Below are 18,379 nucleotides of genomic sequence, written 5' to 3' on the forward strand. Positions count from 1 at the left end.
ATTTGCCGAGGATCATCCAATGATGTTGGACAGAAAGGAGATAGCGATTGCGATGAACGAAAAACAACGTTTGGAGCAAACGGGACAAATCAAAACGGAAAGCCATCCAGCGGACAGAAAATCCGCCTTGGACCGGCTGAAAGAAAAAACGACGAAAGATTATGAGAAGTATTTCACGAGGGTGTTTCTTCCGCCGAATTTAAAAGAGGCGAAGAAACGCGGCAAAGAAGAAGTCAACTATGTAAAAGACTTCGCGATTCCGGACGAGTTCCGCGGCATGGGGCGCGGGCGGAAGTTTTACATTCGCACGTACGGCTGTCAAATGAACGAGCATGATACAGAAGTGATGGCCGGCATTTTCATGGCGCTCGGCTATGAGCCGACCGACCGGCCAGAAGACGCAAACGTCATTTTGCTCAACACGTGCGCGATCCGTGAAAACGCGGAAAACAAAGTGTTTGGCGAGCTCGGCTACTTAAAGCCGCTCAAAACGACGAATCCAGACTTGTTGCTCGGCGTGTGCGGCTGTATGTCGCAAGAAGAATCGGTCGTTAAGAAAATTTTAAAGCAATACCAATATGTCGATCTCATTTTCGGCACGCACAACATCCATCGCTTGCCGTACATTTTGCATGAAGCGTACATGTCGAAAGAAATGGTCGTTGAAGTATGGTCGAAAGAAGGCGACGTCGTTGAAAACTTGCCGAAGGCGCGCAAAGGGAAGATTAAAGCGTGGGTCAACATCATGTACGGCTGCGACAAGTTTTGCACGTACTGCATCGTCCCGTATACGCGCGGCAAGGAGCGGAGCCGCCGCCCGGAAGACATCATCCAAGAAGTGCGCCAGCTCGCCGCCCAAGGCTACAAAGAAATTACGCTGCTCGGGCAAAACGTCAACGCTTACGGGAAAGATTTCACCGACATCCAGTACGGCCTTGGCGATTTAATGGATGAGCTGCGCAAAATCGATATTGCGCGCATTCGTTTCACAACGAGCCATCCGCGCGACTTTGACGATCGGCTCATCGAAGTGCTCGCCAAACGCGGCAACTTGGTTGAGCATATTCATTTGCCGGTGCAATCGGGCAGCACGGAAATTTTGAAAATGATGGGACGCAAGTATACGCGCGAGGAGTATTTGGAGCTCGTCCGCAAAATCAAAGCCGCCATTCCGGATGTCGCGTTGACGACGGATATTATCGTCGGCTTCCCGAACGAGACAGATGAGCAGTTTGAAGAAACGCTGTCGCTTTACCGCGAAGTGGAGTTTGACTCGGCCTACACGTTCATTTATTCACCGCGCGAAGGCACGCCGGCGGCGAACATGAAAGACAACGTGCCGATGGAAGTGAAAAAAGAACGGCTCAAGCGGCTGAACGACCTTGTACAAGAAATCGCGGCCAAGAAAATGAAGCAATACGAAGGGGAAGTCGTCGAAGTGCTTGTGGAAGGCGAAAGCAAAACGAATCCGGATGTATTGGCGGGTTATACGCGCAAAAACAAGCTCGTCCACTTCGTCGGCCCCAAATCGCTCATTGGCCAATTGGTCAACGTGCGCATTACGCAGGCGAAGACGTGGACGCTGACAGGCGAACTTGTGAATGAAGCGATCGGGGTGAACGAACATGGCAAAATATACGCGGGATGATGTATTGGCCCAGGCGAAGCAGTTGGCGAAAATGATTGCGGAAACGGAAGAAGTCGACTTTTTCAAACGGGCCGAAGAAAAAATCCATCAAAACGAAAAAGTGCGCGCGTTGATCAACGAATTAAAATCGCTGCAAAAACAGGCTGTCAATTTGCAGCATTACGGAAAACATGAAGCGCTGAAACGGGTTGAGGCCAAAATTGATGCCATTTACGAAGAATTGTCGCAAATCCCGATCGTCAGCGAATTCCAGCAGTCCCAAGCCGATGTGAACGACCTGCTTCAGCTCGTCGCCTCGACGATTTCAAATACGGTGACCGATGAAATTCTCGCTTCGACGGGCGGCGACGTGCTGCGCGGCGAAACCGGGGCGGCGCTTCGTTACAGCAAACACGGCGGCTGCCATTAATGGCATGCGGCGCAAAAGCGTCCTTCGGGGCGCTTTTTCTTATGGGGGCGCTCTCTCGCAGCTCGTATCAATGCCCGACCGACACCATGAACAAAGATGCTTTTATGGGCGCGTTCTCCCTGTTCCCGAACCGCGGGCGGCTGCCTGGCGGCAAAAAAGAAGGCACATCGAACGGAGCAGGCGCATACAATGAACTATACGGAATAATGATTCATTTGCTGTGCACATTAGCGGAGATGGCGCATAGGATGAAATGAAGATTCATTTGAGGAGGGTTCCGTTCGATGTCTGAATACAGAGAAATTATTACGAAAGCCGTTGTCGGCAAAGGCCGCAAGTTTACACAATCGACCCATACGGTGACGGCGCCGAACCGCCCGTCAAGCATTCTCGGCTGCTGGATCATCAACCACCGTTATGAAGCGAAAAAATGCGATAAAACGGTCGAAATTCACGGCCATTATGACATCAACGTCTGGTATTCGTACAACCACAACACCAAAACCGAAGTCGTCACCGAAACGGTGTCGTATACGGACGTTGTCAAATTAAAATATCGCGACAAAGACCATTTAATCAGCGATGACACCGATGTCATCGTCCGCGTCATCCAGCAGCCGAACTGCCTCGAATGCACGATTTCGCCGAACGGCAATAAAATCGTCGTCGACGTTGAGAGGGAGTTTGTCGCCGAAGTGATCGGCGAAACGAAAGTATGCGTTGCGATCAATCCGGAAGGCTGCGGCAAGGACGACGATTTTTGCGACGAGGATGACCTTGATGAAGAATTAGAAGATTTAAGCCCGGATTTGCTGCTTGGAGAAGAAGAATAAAAACTAGGAAATTTCTTTCCTAGTTTTTTCTTTTGCCGCTTGTTATAATAGTAGCGCAATCAACGGGCCTTCGGGCTGAAAAGGTTGGGGAGAAGCGATGCCATCGTACACACCGATGATCCAGCAATATTTGCACATTAAAGCACAATATCCGGACGCGTTTTTATTTTTCCGACTCGGCGATTTTTACGAACTGTTTTTTGACGACGCCATCAAGGCGGCGCAAGAGCTGGAAATCACGCTGACAAGCCGCGATGGCGGCGGGGATGAACGGGTGCCGATGTGCGGGGTGCCGTACCATTCGGCGCAAGGATATATTGAGCAGTTAATCGAAAAGGGATATAAAGTCGCCATCTGCGAACAAGTCGAAGATCCGAAAACGGCCAAAGGCGTTGTGCGCCGCGAAGTGGTGCAGCTCATCACCCCTGGGACGCTCATGGAAGGCAAAGGGCTCACCGAGAAGGAAAACCACTACTTGGCGGCGCTCACGCCGTTTGCTGATGGTACATACGGATTGGCTTACGCGGATTTGTCGACCGGCGAGGTTCGGTTGACGCTTCTTTCTTCGTGGGAGGAAGCGGCGAACGAACTGCACGCCGTTGGAGCGCGGGAAATCATCGTGGCCACAGACAGCGCCGAAGAATGGGTGCGCGAGCTGAAAGAGCGGTACGGGGCGGCGGTCTCTTATGAGGACGACACATCGCTATGCGATGAATGGCGCGGCGTCATCGGCCATGTGGCGCAAGAAAAGTTGCGGACGGCCGTCGCCCGCTTGCTTCATTACCTCGTCCGCACGCAAAAGCGGCGGCTCGATCATTTGCAGCCAGCTGAGTTGTATCAAGTTGACCACTATATGAAAATGGACCGACATTCCAAGCTGCATTTGGAGTTGGTCGAAACCGTGCGGTCTAAAGGGAGAAAAGGTTCGCTCTTATGGCTGTTGGATGAAACGGTGACAGCCATGGGCGGGCGGCTCTTAAAACAATGGCTGGACCGGCCGCTCATTGACCGGCGTGAAATCGAACGGCGCCTCGATTTTGTGGAAACGTTGAAAACGAGCTATTTTGAACGGCAGGAGCTGCGCGACAGGCTGCGCGGCGTTTATGACATTGAGCGCCTTGTCGGCCGCGTCTCCTACGGCAACGCCAACGCCCGCGATCTCGTGCAGCTGAAAAAGTCGCTTCTTCAAGTGCCGTCGCTCCGCCAGACGGTCGGCGCGCTGCCGCTCGCTGAAGCGGACAAGCTGTGCGAGCGCCTTGACCCGTGCGAAGAGCTCGTCGATTTGCTCGAGCGCTCGATTCAAGAACAGCCGCCGCTTTCCGTCAAAGAAGGGAACCTTATCAAAGATGGGTATGACAAGCAGCTCGACCGTTACCGCGACGCGAGCCGCAACGGCAAAGCATGGATCGCGGAACTGGAGGCGAAGGAGCGGGAAGCGACTGGCATCAAATCGCTCAAAGTCGGTTACAACCGTGTGTTTGGCTACTATATTGAAGTGACAAAGCCCAATCTTCCCCTTGTTCCGGAGGGCCGCTATGAGCGGAAGCAGACGCTCGCCAACGCCGAGCGCTTTATCACCCCGGAATTGAAAGAAAAAGAGGCGCTCATTTTGGAAGCGGAAGAAAAAAGCATCGAACTCGAATATGAACTGTTTGTCGCTATTCGCGAGCAGGTGAAGCAATACATCCCGCGCCTGCAGACGCTGGCGAAAGCCATTGCCGAGCTTGACGTGCTTCAATCATTCGCCACGATCAGTGACGAGTATCGCTACGTGCGTCCCCAGTTTTCCACGGAGCGCGTCTTGGTGATTCAAGGCGGCCGCCACCCGGTTGTCGAAAAAGTGCTCGGCGCGCAAATGTACGTGCCGAACGACTGCTACATGAACCGCGAGCGGGAAATGCTGCTCATCACCGGACCAAACATGGCTGGAAAAAGCACGTACATGCGGCAAGTGGCGCTCACCGCCGTCATGGCGCAAATTGGCTGTTTCGTTCCCGCCGAGCGGGCGGTGCTGCCCATTTTTGACCAAGTGTTCACCCGCATCGGCGCCGCTGACGACCTGTCGGCAGGGCAAAGCACGTTTATGGTCGAAATGTTGGAGGCGCGCCGTGCCATCGCCCATGCGACACAAAACAGCCTCATTTTGTTTGATGAAATTGGGCGCGGCACATCGACGTACGACGGCATGGCGCTCGCACAGGCGATTATTGAGTACATTCATGACCATATCGGCGCGAAAACACTGTTTAGCACCCACTACCATGAACTCACCGCCTTGGAGCGTTCGCTCCCGCGGCTTTCGAACGTCCATGCCCGCGCTATCGAGGAAAACGGCAAAGTCGTCTTTTTGCATCAAATCGCCGACGGGCCGGCCGACAAGAGCTACGGCATTCACGTCGCCGAGCTGGCCGGGCTGCCGGCTTCACTCATTGAACGCGCGCGGGCCATTTTAGCGGAACTGGAGAAGGAGGCGGGAAAACGGGAAGCCACCACAGGCCGGATGGATGATGGCGCTTCGACCGGAGCAGGTTTGGCTTTTCAGGGGAACGAAGCGTTAGACGTCGGCGGCAAGGTTGAACGCGAGAAGACCTCCCGTCCGTCAGCCGGTGCGGCGCGGGAGGGCGTTTTGGAGGAAGCAGCGTTTGAGCAGCTGAGCATGTTTCCTGACCTTGCCCCAGCGCCTATGGAGCCGCCTCTTTCAAACAAAGAGAAAAAGGCGCTCGCGGCGCTGAAAGAGGTCAATTTGCTCGAGATGACGCCGCTTGAGGCGCTAAACAAACTGTATGAACTGCAAAAGCTCGTCAAGTAAAGGAGGGAGGCCCGATGGGACGCATCCGCAAGCTCGATGACCTTCTGGCAAACAAAATCGCCGCCGGCGAAGTGGTCGAACGGCCGGCTTCGGTCGTCAAGGAATTGGTGGAAAACGCCATTGATGCCCATAGTACGGTCATCAACATCGAACTTGAAGAGGCGGGAATGGCGAAAATCCGCGTCATCGACAACGGTGACGGCATAGAGGAAGACGACTGCTTGCTCGCTTTTGAACGGCATGCGACAAGCAAAATTCATGACGAGCACGATTTGTTCCGCATCCGCACGCTTGGGTTTCGCGGTGAGGCGCTGCCGAGCATCGCTTCCGTATCGGAAGTGGAGCTGGTCACCGGTACGGGCAACGGACCAGGAACGAAGCTTGTGCTTCGAGGCGGTGCGCTCATCTCCCGCGCGCGGGCGGCGGGGCGCAAAGGGACGGATATTACCGTATCGAACTTATTTTTCAACACCCCTGCGCGCTTGAAATATATGAAAACGATCCACACCGAGCTCGGCCATGCGGCCGACGTCGTCAACCGGCTTGCGCTCGCCCATCCGGACGTATCATTTCGCCTCCGCCATCAAGGAAAAACGTTGCTTGCCACCAATGGCAGCGGCGATGTCCGGCACGTGCTCGCCGCTATTTACGGCGCCGAGACGGCGAGGCAAATGATCCCCATTGAAGCGGAATCGCTCGATTTTACTATTCGCGGTTACATTTCGCCGCCGGACGTGACGCGGGCCTCGCGCAACTACATCTCGCTTGTTGTCAACGGCCGCTATGTGCGCAGCGTGCCGCTCATGAAAGCAATTGAAGCCGGCTACCACACGCTCTTGCCGATCGGCCGCTATCCGATTGTGTTTTTGTCCATTGAAATGGATCCGGTGCTTGTTGATGTCAACGTCCATCCAGCTAAGCTCGAAGTCCGCTTCAGCAAGGAAGCAGAGCTGAACGAGCTCGTGACGGGCGTCATCCGTCGGGCGTTTCGCGAGCGGACGCTCATTCCGTCTGTATCTGCCGACAGCAAGATGGTGAAACCGAAGGCGGAACAGGCGGCTTGGACGTTCACTCATCGCGTCCGCGAGCCGTCTGTCTTATTCAGTGACATCGGCGGCGAAGATGCGACCGCTCCTCTCGCACCGCTCACCGGTGACGCACCGGCTGTGCAGCCATCCGCGGCTGTGCAGATGGATGAATGTGGAATACTGGACGAACATGGGCCCGCTTTTGAGCGAAAGCAGGAAGAAGAGGTGGAAGAAGAAAGGCTTGCCCTTCGCTTGCCTACAGACGGGCAAGCGGAGGAGAAAGCGGCGGCCGATCGCCTGCCGCCGCTTTATCCAATCGGCCAATTGCACGGGACATACATTTTGGCTGAGAACGAACATGGGCTGTATATGATCGATCAGCATGCGGCGCAAGAGCGGATCAACTATGAATATTTCCGGGAAAAACTCGGCGAAGTCACGAAGGAAGTGCAGGAGCTGCTCGTTCCATTGATGTTTGAATATCCAGCCGACGAGTACGAGCGGATCGCCGCCTGCCGCGATGAGCTGGCGTGTTGCGGCGTGTTTCTTGAGCCGTTTGGACCTCGGGCGTTTCTTGTTCGCTCCCATCCGATTTGGTTTCCGAAAGGGAGAGAAAAGGAAATCATCGAGGAAATGATCGAACAAGTGCTGGCGGCAAAAACGGTCGACATCAAGCAATTGCGCGAACAAGCGGCCATCTTAATGAGTTGCAAACGCGCCATTAAAGCGAACCAACATTTGCGCCAGGATGAACTGTTCGCTTTGCTTGAGGCGCTGCGGCGGACGACGGACCCATTTACTTGTCCGCACGGCCGGCCGATCATCGTTCATTTTTCGACATATGAAATTGAAAAACTATTTAAACGGGTGATGTAGCCTGTGCCCCCTTTGCCGCGCAAAGGGGGCGTTTTTTGTAATCGTTTTGTAATCTACTTTTATTCTTTCTGTTACAGACGGATTGTTTTGATTTTACTATAATGGCTCATGTGCAGGCATACATGGTGAAAATTGTAGAGTCATAGCGGATTTTGGCGGACCAGCTCAATAAATAGAAGAGTTGCTAAAAGAACTACATCGACGTCATAGGGGGATGCAGCATGAAAAAGACGGTTGTATTGACAAGCACGTTGATCGGCTCGTTGTTGGCCGGCCACGCGGCATCGGCGGCGAGCTATACGGTGCAAAAAGGCGACACGCTTTGGAAGATTGCTCGGCAATCCGGCACGACGGTTGCCGCGTTAAAGCAAGAAAACGGTTTGTCTTCGGATTTGATTTTCCCTGGCCAAGTATTGCAAGTCAACGAGCAGGCAGAATCAGAAAAAATCTCTTCCCGTACGTATACGGTGCAACCTGGCGATACGTTAAGCGGAATTGCCCGCAAGTTCGACACCACTGTCGATGCGTTGATCAAGCTCAATCCAAGCATTGTGAATCCAGACTTCATTCGCGTGGGGCAGACGTTGCAAGTAGCGGGTGAACAAGGACGTTCCAATACATATGAGGTACAGCCGGCGGCTGTGCCGACGAACGGCCGGTATATCGTGCAGGCGGGGGATACGCTGCTGGGAATTGCGAACAAGTTTCAAACGACGGTCGACCGTCTATTGACGCTGAATCCACAAATTACAAACCCGAACATCATCCGCATCGGCCAAGCCATTAAAGTGGCGGGTGGAACGGCTGATGTCCGGGCGGCCAAGCAGCAGGTATCGGCCGCCAACTCGGCTGCCACTGAGTCGTCTGCATCGCTTGCCGACCGAATCATCGATATTGCGGAAAAATATTTAGGGGCGCGCTATTTGTATGGAGCAAGCCCGTCGCGCACCGATGTGTTCGACTGCTCGTCGTTTACGATGCGCGTCTTCAGCGAAGCCGGCATTTCGTTGCCGCGCACATCCACCGCCCAGGCGCAAGCGGGAAGAGCGGTGTCGTTTGGCCAGTTGCAAAAAGGCGATCTTGTCTTTTTTGACACCGATTCAAACGGAACGATCAACCATGTCGGCATTTACGCTGGCAATGGACAAATGATCAACGCGACCGTTTCGTTAGGCGTCACGTATTCGTCGCTGACGTCGTCCTATTGGAAAACGCGGTATGTAAAAGCGGTTCGGGTGCTCGACTAATGTCGCCGACCGCCCTCAAGCAGTCGAGGCGCAAGGCTGTCTGCGCAAAGCCATTGAGGCTTTGGCGGGCGGCCTTTTTTATGCCGGTTAGCAGGCGGTGAACGGGACAAGGAGGTTTAACCGCTTTGTTTTTCAAATGGAAAAACTTCACCGGCTTCATGCTTCGATTCGTCAATGGCCGCTTCTTGGAAGAGGAGAACAACGATAATGCGTGCGATCGCCAAGGCGCGTCGTTTTCTTCGTCTGGCCGCCATCGTTTTTTGTTTGCGGCGCATATGATTTTGTGCACCGGTGTTTTATCGTGTAAAATAAATTATTCGTAGTCGATAAAAAAGGAGGTCATTCGTATGAACAGCCGCTTGTCGGTCATGGTCAGCATCGTGCTGGCCATGCTCGTCGCCTCGATGGATACGATGATCATGAACACGACGATGCCGATCATCGCTAAAGAACTTGGGGGATTTTCTTTGTACGCCTGGGCGTTTGCGTCATATATGATTACGATGACCGTCCTGTCGCCCATCGCTGGCCGTTTGTCCGATCTATTCGGCCGCAAAAACGTATTCCGCTTTGGCATCATTTTATTTTTGATCAGCTCGCTTCTTTGCGGTTTGTCGCAAAACATGGTGCAGCTTGTGGTGTTCCGCGCCGTACAAGGGGTTGGTGCCGGGTTTATGATGCCGTTTCCGGCCATTATCGCCGGTGATTTGTTTCCGGTGGAAAAGCGCGGAAAGATCCAGGCGTTTTTTACCGCCATGTGGGGCATTTCCGCCGTGCTCGCGCCGCTTTTAGGCTCGCTGTTTGTCGAATACGCGACATGGCGCTGGATTTTTTATGTCAACATTCCCATTTGCTTGCTCTCGCTTGTGACGTTGCTTCCATATAAAGAAGTATATGAACCGAAACGAGCGGCGGTCGATTACATGGGGGCTGTGTTGTTTGCGGCGGCAGTCAGTTTGCTTTTGCTTGTCACCGTTGTGGAGCGGAGACAATGGTGGTACGGGGCGGCTGGCGCGCTCTTGCTTGTTGCGTTTTACTTTTTCGAAAAACGGCAGCCGTCTCCGCTCGTGCCGCTGTCGATTGTCCAGCACCGGACGCTCAAATGGATGAACATTAACGGCTTTGTCAGTTGCGTTGCCCTGTTTGGGACGTCAAGCTACATTCCGCTCTTTTTGCAAAACGTCGCTCATTTATCCGTATTTATCAGCGGCGTTGCCTTGCTTGGCTCATCCGTTGGCTGGATGATCGCCGCCGTGCCGGCTGGGAAATGGATTTTACGCTATGGCTACCGTCCGCTTCTCATCATCGGCAATGTGCTGCTGGTTGCGTCCGGCTTGCTTCTTGCACTGCTCAACGAGAGCCATGGGTTTTGGTACGTTTTCTTCATCATGTTTGTCCAAGGGCTGTCGTTTGGGTTGACGTCGACCGTTGGGATCATTGGCTCGCAGCAGCTTGCCGACGCACATGAAAAAGGAATCGCGACGTCCTTTTTTATGTTTTGTCGCAATATTGGCACAGCGATCGGCGTGACCGTCATGGGAGCGTTTTTGACGAAGGCGCCGACGTTTATGGCCGGCATCCATCATTTGTTTTTGTTCGGCCTCATTGGCAGCATCGTGGCGCTTGTCACCTCACTTTTCATTCGGGATGAAGCCGAAGCTGACCGAAACACGTGGCAGCCGGAAGGAACGGCGTAAGGCGGTGGAAGCGGCATCGGGGCGGCCTGTTTGCTCTTCTTGCGAGTTTACGGTGAAAGAGGGGCTCATGGAGAAAATTCAGTTGATTTTCTCCATGAAGCAGGCCTTTTCATCAAGATGGCGAAAGAGCCAAAAAAATACTAAACATTGGCTGTTATCATCCGATAATGTAGATGGAACAACATACTGATTCACAGACGGGGGACTTGCCAATGAACATGAAAATGACTGTGCGCAAAAAACTGCTGGCCGGCTTCGGCCTCGTCTACATGTTGATCGCATGGCTAGTCGGGTTTTCTTATTACGAGATTTCGATTCTTGACCGTACATACACCGATGTGATCGACAAACGAGTGACGAAGCTTGTCAATGCCAAAGAGCTTGAAGTATTGATCCGCCGCGAAGTCGGCAGTATGCGCGGCTATTTGTTGACAGGCGATGAGACGTCAAGGAAAAACTTTGAAAAAGCGCATGGGGAGTACAAGAAAATAAGCGAAAAGCTTGCGACGGAGCTGACGCGGGAAGAAACGAAACAACTGCTTGCCGAGCTCGATTTGCTTGAACAGCAGTTTTACGAACTGGGGCAAAAAACGTTCGACTTAAAAGCGCAAAACAAACCAGAGCAGTACATCGCCCTTGTGACCACAACGGGGCGCGACTTAACGACCCAATTTGATGAAAAGGTGAATCAATTCGTCGCTCTCCAGCAGCGAGAAATGAAGGAAGCCAATGATGATGCGAGTGCATCGGCGGCCGGGGTTCAGCGGCTGATCATCATCGTCGGCTTGTTGACGGTGGCGGCTGGGGCAGCTGCCAGCTACTACATCAGCCGTTCGCTTTCCCGCCCGCTATTGGCGCTATCGGAAGCGGCGAAACGGATCGCCGCCGGCGATTTGACAGAGACAAAAACCGGCATCCGCAACCGCGACGAAATTGGCGAACTTGCCGCTTCGTTTGAACAGATGGTAAAACATTTACGTGGGGTGCTTCAGGAAGTGACGCAAAGCGCTGAGCAAGTGGCCGCTTCGTCGGAAGAGCTGGCAGCGAGCGCCGAACAGACGAGCAAAGCGACCGAGCAAATCGCCATGACAATTCAAGGCGTCGCTTCCAGCATGGACAAGCAAATGCAAAGCGTGGAAGAAACGTCCGCCGCCGTCGATTCCATGTCTGAGAGAATCGAGCAAATTTCCGGACGGGCGCAAAGCGTGTCCGCCATCGCTGCTGAGGCGTCAAAACAAGCGGCTGAGGGCGGACAAACGATCGAGGCGGGCGTCGCGCAAATGAACAAAGTGAACGATACGGTCGAGCAGTTGGCTGACCTCATTAAAGGGCTCGGACACCGTTCCGAGCAAATCGGTTCGATCATCGAAGCGATCCGCAGCATCGCGGCGCAGACGAATTTGCTCGCCTTAAACGCCGCTATTGAGGCGGCGCGCGCCGGCGAGCATGGGCGCGGGTTTGCCGTCGTTGCTGACGAAGTGCGGAAGCTCGCTGAGCAATCGGCGCAATCGGCCCAGCAAATCGCGGAATTGATCGCTGCCATTCAAGAAGAAACAGCCCATGCCGTCCAATCGATGGAGTCGGTCGTCAACGAAGTGACGGTCGGGACGAACGTCATTCGCGCCTCGGGCGAAACGTTCGCCCGCATTCGCACCGCCGTGGACGAAGTTGCGGCGCAAATCCGTCATGTATCCACCGCGGTCAGCGACATGGCCTCTTCTTCGGAGCAGATTGTGCGCTCCGTCCGGCTTGTCGCCGATGTGGCCGAGTCAACATCGGCTGGTGCGCAGGAGGTGTCGGCGGCGACCGAGGAACAGCTGGCCTCGATGGAGGAAATTTCAGCCTCGGCCGCGTCGCTCTCGAAAATGGCGGACGATTTGCAGGCGATTGTCAACAAGTTTTCATTATGATGAGCGCGCCTTTGCTTGGTCATGGGGAAAAGGGAACAGAGCAATTTTTCACGTTGCCATGTATAAAACGGTCTGCGGATGGCGAAAACGTATGAAAGAAATGGGTTCATCCGTTGCCGTTTTGATCATAGTTCCGAAAAAAGACTCTCCCGCTTCCAGCGCATGACGCAGCCCAGCGATAAGCAGAAGATGAATATTGGTTGGCGTCAGCCAAAACACATGATAAAATCAAGGTATATCATGTTCTTTGTGAACTGGATATAGGGGTCGCATGGAGAAATCAAGCAAAGCCTTCCATGCGTAAAAGATCCAGGGCGTGAAAGAACTCCGAATCGTCGGATGCCCAGGGTTGGGACGACCCGAAGTGACGCTCAGGGACGAAAGGTTGCTTTCGTCGTGGAACTGAGAAGCTCCCACTTCAAGCAAAGCGAAGTGGGGGCCGTTCACGTATAATGATGGTTGACACAAGTCCAACAACAGAAAGCAGTGACGCGCTATGGCTGAAAAAGTCGCCGTCATCGTCGGGCCGACGGCGGTCGGCAAAACGAAGCTCGGCATCGCGTTGGCGAAAAAGCTGGGCGGAGAGGTCATCAGCGGCGATTCGATGCAAATTTATAAAGGGATGGACATTGGCACGGCGAAAGTGAAGCCCGATGAGATGGAGGGAATCCCGCATCATTTGCTGGACATCAAAGAACCGTGCGAACCGTTTTCCGTCGTCGAATTTCAGCGGCTTTGCCGTGCGCTCATCACCGAGATTTCGGCGCGCGGCCGGCTGCCGATCATCGTCGGCGGCACCGGGCTGTACATTCAAGCTGCGATTTACGATTACCAATTTTCCGACGCCCCTTCCGACGAAGCGTACCGACGGACGCTCAAGCGGCTGGCGGCTGAGCACGGAGCCGAGGCGCTTTACCGTCAGCTTGAGGCCGTTGACCCAACCAGTGCGGCTCGCATTCATCCGCACAACATTCGCCGCGTCATCCGCGCCTTAGAGGTGTATCATTGCACCGGCAAGCCGTTCAGCGAGTGGCAGCAAACAGAAAAGCGGCTTTTGTATGAGGCGGCCATCGTTGGCTTGACGGCGGAGCGAGAGGTGCTTTACCGCCGCATCAATGAGCGGGTCGATGAGATGATCGCCGCGGGATTGATCGAAGAGGCGAAATCGCTTTATGACCGCGGCCTGCGCGACTGCCAGGCGGTGCAAGCCATCGGCTATAAGGAGCTGTACGACTATTTTGACGGCCGCGTTTCCCTTGCTGAAGCGGTCGAGCAGCTGAAACAAAATTCGCGCCGCTATGCGAAACGGCAGCTCACTTGGTTTCGCAATCAAATGCCGGTGAAATGGTTTGACATGACCGACGCCGAGCAGTTCGCCGCCAAGGTCGAGGAAATTTCTCACTATGTAGCAGGAAAGCTTCAACTTGAAGCGAATATATAAGTATATCCTTAGTTAGAGAGAAAAGAGGAGGACGTTTGATGAAAAACACGATCAATATTCAAGACCAGTTTTTAAACCAGCTGCGCAAAGAGGGCATTCAAGTGACCGTCTTCTTATTGAACGGCTTCCAGTTGCGCGGGTACATTAAAGGGTTTGACAACTTCACCGTACTTTTGGAAGTGCAAGGAAAACAACAGCTCATTTACAAGCACGCCATTTCGACGTTTGCGCCGGAGCGGAATATCCATTTTGAAACCGAACAGTAAGATCGACGGTACATACGCCGCCGAAAAAGAGGCGCCTTCCTTCGTGTGGAGGGTGCCTTTTTCCATTTCCCGTTTTCCTTCCGAGCCTGCCATTGGATCGACAAGCTCCCGCGTCACCCGAAGGGAAGTGAGAGACGAGGTGAATTCAGATGCGTAAACCGCCGCTTTTGTGAATAAACATATACAAACTTTTTCCGTTATAGCCGACCGGCTGTTCGTTTGGGCGATTGTCACGGATCGGCGGTGGTGTACGTATACTAGTTAACGAAAAGGCAAGGCGTCAAAAGCCAAGTCGGAACGGGTGCGGATGGCAGAAAACGGGAAGTGAGGTGACGCCCCTTGTCAGAATTGACGATGAACAAAGCGAAAGGGCAAATCAACATCGTGTTGAACTCCAAAACGGTAAACCATTTAGTGAAAGAAGAGCCGAACGACTGGCTCGATGGCGAAGAGCATCAGGCGCTCCGCAATATTCAAAAGGAGCTTGATCAACTGATCGGCCTCGATCATGTCAAAAAAATCATCAAGGAAATTTACGCCTGGCTGTACATCAACCGGCTGCGCAAGGAGAACGGCTTAAAGGCCAACCGCCAGGCGCTCCATATGATTTTCAAAGGCAATCCCGGCACCGGCAAAACGACGGTGGCGCGCTTGCTCGGCAAATTGTTTTACGAGATGAACGTCCTGTCCAAAGGGCATTTCATTGAAGCGGAGCGGGCCGATTTGGTCGGAGAGTACATCGGGCATACGGCGAACAAAACGCGCGACTTGATTAAAAAAGCGCGCGGAGGGATTTTATTTATCGATGAAGCGTATTCGCTCGCCCGCGGCGGGGAGAAGGACTTCGGCAAAGAAGCGATTGACACGCTGGTGAAAGGAATGGAAGACTTTTGCGACGACTTGGTGGTAATTTTGGCCGGCTATCCGAAAGAAATGGACTATTTTTTGTCGTTAAATCCCGGCTTGCCGTCGCGCTTTCCTCTCACGATCGAGTTTCCCGATTACACGGTCGAGGAGCTCGTGCAAATCGCCAAACAAATGTTGCGCGAGCGCGAGTATGAAATGACGCCGGAAGCGGAGCGGAAACTATACATTCATCTCGAAGGGACGCTGGAAGCAACCGGCCGCCTCAAGTTCAGCAACGGCCGCTATGTGCGCAACTTAATCGAAAAGGCGATCCGTAAGCAGGCGGTCCGCCTTCTTTATGAAGGGCGATATGACAAAAAAGAGCTGATGACGATCCGTGACCGCGATCTTGTCATTCATGCGTAAGGCGGAAACGGCGCTCCTTTGGCACCAAAAAAAGGAGCGCGTTTTTTTGTTTGAGAAAAAGAGGAATGCCTTAGAAAAGGTCGAATACATAAACAATACAGGGCATGCGCCAAAATTTGTCTGAATTGTCTGTCTTATAAAACCTTTTGCTTGTCCAAATCCATGAGAAAAAGGGGGAGCTGCTGCTTGTACGTGACGATTGGGGAGATGTTTTCCCAGACCGTGCGAAAGTTTCCAAACCGGGAGGCGGTCGTCGAGGTGACCACTGGACGCCGCTATACGTACGCCGAATGGGAGAGGGAAGTGAACCGGTGGGCGAATGCGTTTCAGGAAGCCGGCGTGCGCAAGGGAGACCGCGTTTCTACGGTTCTGTACAACACGCTTGAACTCGCCACCGCCCTGTTTGCCTGCGCCAAAATCGGAGCCGTGTTCAATCCGATCAACTTTCGGCTGAAAGCGGAAGAAATCGCTTATATTTTGACGGATGCGGAGCCGAAACTCGTGCTGTTGGAACGGGCGGTTGAGCCGCAGCTCGCCGCGATTCACCACCGGTTTCCGCACGTGTCGTTTTGGTCGATCGACGGTGATCCGCCGCCGTTTGCCAAAAGCGCTCATGAAGAGGCGGCCCGGGCTTCGGCGGAAGCGCCGCGCGTGCCAGTGGAAGAGACCGATCTGTACGCCATTATGTATACAAGCGGCACGACCGGGCGTCCAAAAGGAGTGATGCATCGGCACCGCGACATGATCGAGCAAAGCGTCCTTTGCCATGGCGTCATGCGCATCCGCGAGACGGATCGTGGGCTGGCGGCGGCGCCGCTGTTCCATTGCGCCGAACTGCATTGCTGCTTGCTGCCGCGCGTGCATGCGGGAGCGGCGAGCGTCATTTTGCACCATTTTGATGCCAAGCTCGTTCTCGAGACGATCGAACGTGAGCGAATTACGCTCCTGTTTGGCGCCCCGACGATGTGGAACATGATCTTGCAGGAAGATGTAAGCGGTTACGACTTATCTTCGCTTCGCCTCGGCCTATACGGCGCCGCCCCGATGGCTCCGGCGCTGGTGAGGCAATGCCAAGAGCGGCTCGGCATTGAGCTGATTCAAGCGTACGGGATGACGGAAATGGGGCCGGCGGTGACGTTTTTGTTGGAAGATGAACAGCTCAAGAAACCGGGTTCCGCCGGGCGCGCCTGCCTCAACCATGAAATCCGCGTCGTCCGCGCGCGGGAGGACGGGCCGTCCGACCCAGACGATGTGCTGCCGCCGTATGAAGTCGGCGAAATTGTGATGCGCGGACCGTGCATGATGGTCGGCTACTACAAGCGCGAGGAAGCGACGGAACAAGCGCTGTACAAAGGCTGGTATCATTCCGGCGATCTTGGCTACGTTGATGAAGACGGCTATTTGTATGTCGCCGATCGGGTCGATGACATGGTGATCAGCGGCGGAGAAAACGTCTATCCGCGCGAAGTCGAGGACGTGTTGTATGAGCATCCGAAAGTGCTTGATGTCGCCGTGCTCGGCGAGCCGGATGAGCTGTGGGGCGAAAAAGTCGTCGCCTTCATCGTCAAAAAAGAGGACAGCTTGACCGCCGATGAGCTCGAGCAGTTTTGCCAAACGAGCGACCGCCTCGCCCCATACAAGCGGCCGCGCGCCTATTATTTCATCGACACCCTGCCGCGCAATGCGAGCGGGAAAATCCAAAAGTTTTTGCTGCGTGAACAGCTGAAAAAACAGGCGGCGGGCGGAACGGAGAAAAAGTGACCGAACAGAAGAGAGGGATGAACGGTGACAGCTCGCTATTTGCGCGAGGAGCACCAGATTTTCCGCGATGCATTCCGCAAGTTTTTAGAGAAAGAAGCCTATCCGTACTACGACGAATGGGAGCGGCGCGGCATCATCCCGCGCTCGTTTTGGGCGAAAATGGGGGAAAACGGCTTTCTTTGCCCATGGGTCGATGAGAAGTACGGGGGATTGAACGCCGATTTTGCTTATTCGGTCGTCATCAATGAGGAGCTGGAAAAAGTCGGTTCCAGCCTTGTCGGCATCGGCCTGCATAACGATATTGTGACGCCGTACATCGCCTCGTACGGAACGGAGGAACAAAAGCAAAAATGGCTGCCGAAATGCGTCAGCGGCGAGCTCATTACCGCCATCGCCATGACCGAGCCGGGGGCTGGGTCGGATTTGGCCAACATTTCGACAACGGCGGTGAAAGACGGTGACGCCTACATCGTCAACGGGCAAAAAACGTTTATCACCAACGGGATTCATGCCGACTTGGTCATCGTCGCCTGCAAAACCGACCCGCACGCGAAACCGCCGCACCGCGGCATCAGCCTGCTCGTCGTGGAGCGGGATACGCCGGGGTTTACGCGCGGGCGGAAGCTTGAGAAAGTCGGGCTGCACGCCCAAGATACGGCCGAGCTGTTTTTCCAAGATGCGAAAGTGCCGGCGTCCAACTTGCTCGGTGAAGAAGGAAAAGGCTTCTATTATTTAATGGAAAAACTCCAGCAGGAGCGGCTCGTTGTCGCCATCGCCGCGCAGACGGCGGCGGAAGTGATGTTTTCCTTGACGAAGCAATATGTCACACAACGCACGGCGTTCGGCAAACGGGTGAGCGAGTTTCAAACCGTCCAGTTCCGCCTCGCCGAAATGGCGACCGAGATCGCCCTCGGACGCACGTTTGTCGACCGCGTCATTGAAGAGCATATGGCAGGAAAACGGATCGTCACCGAAGTGTCGATGGCGAAATGGTGGATTACCGAGATGGCCAAACGCGTCGCCGCCGAAGCCATGCAGCTCCATGGCGGCTATGGCTATATGGAAGAATACGAGATCGCCCGGCGCTATCGCGACATTCCGGTGAGCGCCATCTACGCCGGGACGAACGAGATGATGAAAACGATCATCGCTCGCGAGCTAGATTTGTAGAAAGAGGGAAGG

General features: G+C 54.1%; 14 protein-coding genes. 13 read left to right on the forward strand and 1 reads right to left on the reverse strand.

Translation table 11 applies throughout. The features are described 5' to 3' along the window. Nucleotides 1-52: 52 nt before the first annotated feature. From miaB to ETC05_RS02015, 6 genes are all read left to right on the forward strand, one after another. Entirely contained in the window at nucleotides 53-1,648 is a 1,596-nt protein-coding gene (gene miaB, locus ETC05_RS01990; RefSeq protein ID WP_171660248.1) for a tRNA (N6-isopentenyl adenosine(37)-C2)-methylthiotransferase MiaB, read from the forward strand. Next, on the forward strand, nucleotides 1,626-2,057 hold the full coding sequence (locus tag ETC05_RS01995; RefSeq protein WP_031410284.1) for a YlbF/YmcA family competence regulator: 432 nt from the start codon (nucleotides 1,626-1,628) through the stop codon (nucleotides 2,055-2,057). The genes miaB and ETC05_RS01995 overlap by 23 nt, the downstream gene beginning before the upstream one ends. A 284-nt stretch (nucleotides 2,058-2,341) precedes the next feature. Further along, entirely contained in the window at nucleotides 2,342-2,890 is a 549-nt protein-coding gene (locus tag ETC05_RS02000; RefSeq protein ID WP_015374452.1) for an outer spore coat protein CotE, read from the forward strand. 97 nt (nucleotides 2,891-2,987) lie between these two features. Then, nucleotides 2,988-5,699: a DNA mismatch repair protein MutS gene (gene mutS, locus ETC05_RS02005; RefSeq protein WP_171660249.1), complete on the forward strand. Its 2,712-nt coding sequence runs from the start codon at nucleotides 2,988-2,990 to the stop codon at nucleotides 5,697-5,699. Nucleotides 5,700-5,713: 14 nt separating this feature from the next. Next, a complete protein-coding gene (gene mutL / locus ETC05_RS02010) occupies nucleotides 5,714-7,603 on the forward strand; it encodes a DNA mismatch repair endonuclease MutL (protein WP_171660250.1) in 1,890 nt (629 codons plus the stop codon). 221 nt (nucleotides 7,604-7,824) lie between these two features. After that, on the forward strand, nucleotides 7,825-8,850 hold the full coding sequence (locus ETC05_RS02015; protein ID WP_171660251.1) for a C40 family peptidase: 1,026 nt from the start codon (nucleotides 7,825-7,827) through the stop codon (nucleotides 8,848-8,850). A 116-nt stretch (nucleotides 8,851-8,966) separates the two neighbouring features. Here the strand turns inward: ETC05_RS02015 and ETC05_RS02020 are convergent, their stop codons facing one another. After that, nucleotides 8,967-9,125: a hypothetical protein gene (locus ETC05_RS02020; RefSeq protein WP_156961401.1), complete on the reverse strand. Its 159-nt coding sequence runs from the start codon at nucleotides 9,123-9,125 to the stop codon at nucleotides 8,967-8,969. A 72-nt stretch (nucleotides 9,126-9,197) separates the two neighbouring features. On the opposite strand from ETC05_RS02020, the gene ETC05_RS02025 reads away from it, so the two are divergent. From ETC05_RS02025 to ETC05_RS02055, 7 genes are all read left to right on the forward strand, one after another. Continuing rightward, nucleotides 9,198-10,547 carry an MDR family MFS transporter gene (locus tag ETC05_RS02025; protein WP_031410274.1) on the forward strand — a complete coding sequence of 450 codons (1,350 nt, stop codon included), beginning with the start codon at nucleotides 9,198-9,200 and terminating at the stop codon, nucleotides 10,545-10,547. Between the two features lie 212 nt (nucleotides 10,548-10,759). Next, the gene (locus tag ETC05_RS02030; RefSeq protein ID WP_171660252.1) at nucleotides 10,760-12,457 is read left to right on the forward strand and encodes a methyl-accepting chemotaxis protein; all 1,698 of its coding nucleotides are present in this window, start codon (nucleotides 10,760-10,762) and stop codon (nucleotides 12,455-12,457) included. 496 nt (nucleotides 12,458-12,953) lie between these two features. After that, nucleotides 12,954-13,898 carry a tRNA (adenosine(37)-N6)-dimethylallyltransferase MiaA gene (gene miaA, locus ETC05_RS02035; protein ID WP_031410271.1) on the forward strand — a complete coding sequence of 315 codons (945 nt, stop codon included), beginning with the start codon at nucleotides 12,954-12,956 and terminating at the stop codon, nucleotides 13,896-13,898. Between the two features lie 38 nt (nucleotides 13,899-13,936). Then, nucleotides 13,937-14,164 (forward strand): RNA chaperone Hfq, encoded by a 228-nt coding sequence (gene hfq / locus ETC05_RS02040; protein ID WP_011230812.1) that lies wholly within the window; start codon nucleotides 13,937-13,939, stop codon nucleotides 14,162-14,164. Nucleotides 14,165-14,503: 339 nt separating this feature from the next. Beyond that, nucleotides 14,504-15,436, forward strand: a complete 933-nt coding sequence (gene spoVK / locus ETC05_RS02045) for a stage V sporulation protein K (protein WP_031410268.1) — start codon at nucleotides 14,504-14,506, stop codon at nucleotides 15,434-15,436. A gap of 186 nt (nucleotides 15,437-15,622) precedes the next feature. After that, nucleotides 15,623-17,197 carry a fatty acid--CoA ligase gene (locus ETC05_RS02050; RefSeq protein WP_171660253.1) on the forward strand — a complete coding sequence of 525 codons (1,575 nt, stop codon included), beginning with the start codon at nucleotides 15,623-15,625 and terminating at the stop codon, nucleotides 17,195-17,197. A gap of 24 nt (nucleotides 17,198-17,221) precedes the next feature. Beyond that, nucleotides 17,222-18,367, forward strand: coding sequence for an acyl-CoA dehydrogenase family protein (locus tag ETC05_RS02055; RefSeq protein ID WP_171660254.1), 1,146 nt, complete (start codon nucleotides 17,222-17,224; stop codon nucleotides 18,365-18,367). Nucleotides 18,368-18,379 lie beyond the last annotated feature (12 nt).

It is taken from the genome of Geobacillus sp. BMUD (assembly GCF_013096845.1).
In the GTDB taxonomy this organism is placed as follows: Bacteria; Bacillota; Bacilli; order Bacillales; family Anoxybacillaceae; genus Geobacillus; species Geobacillus vulcani.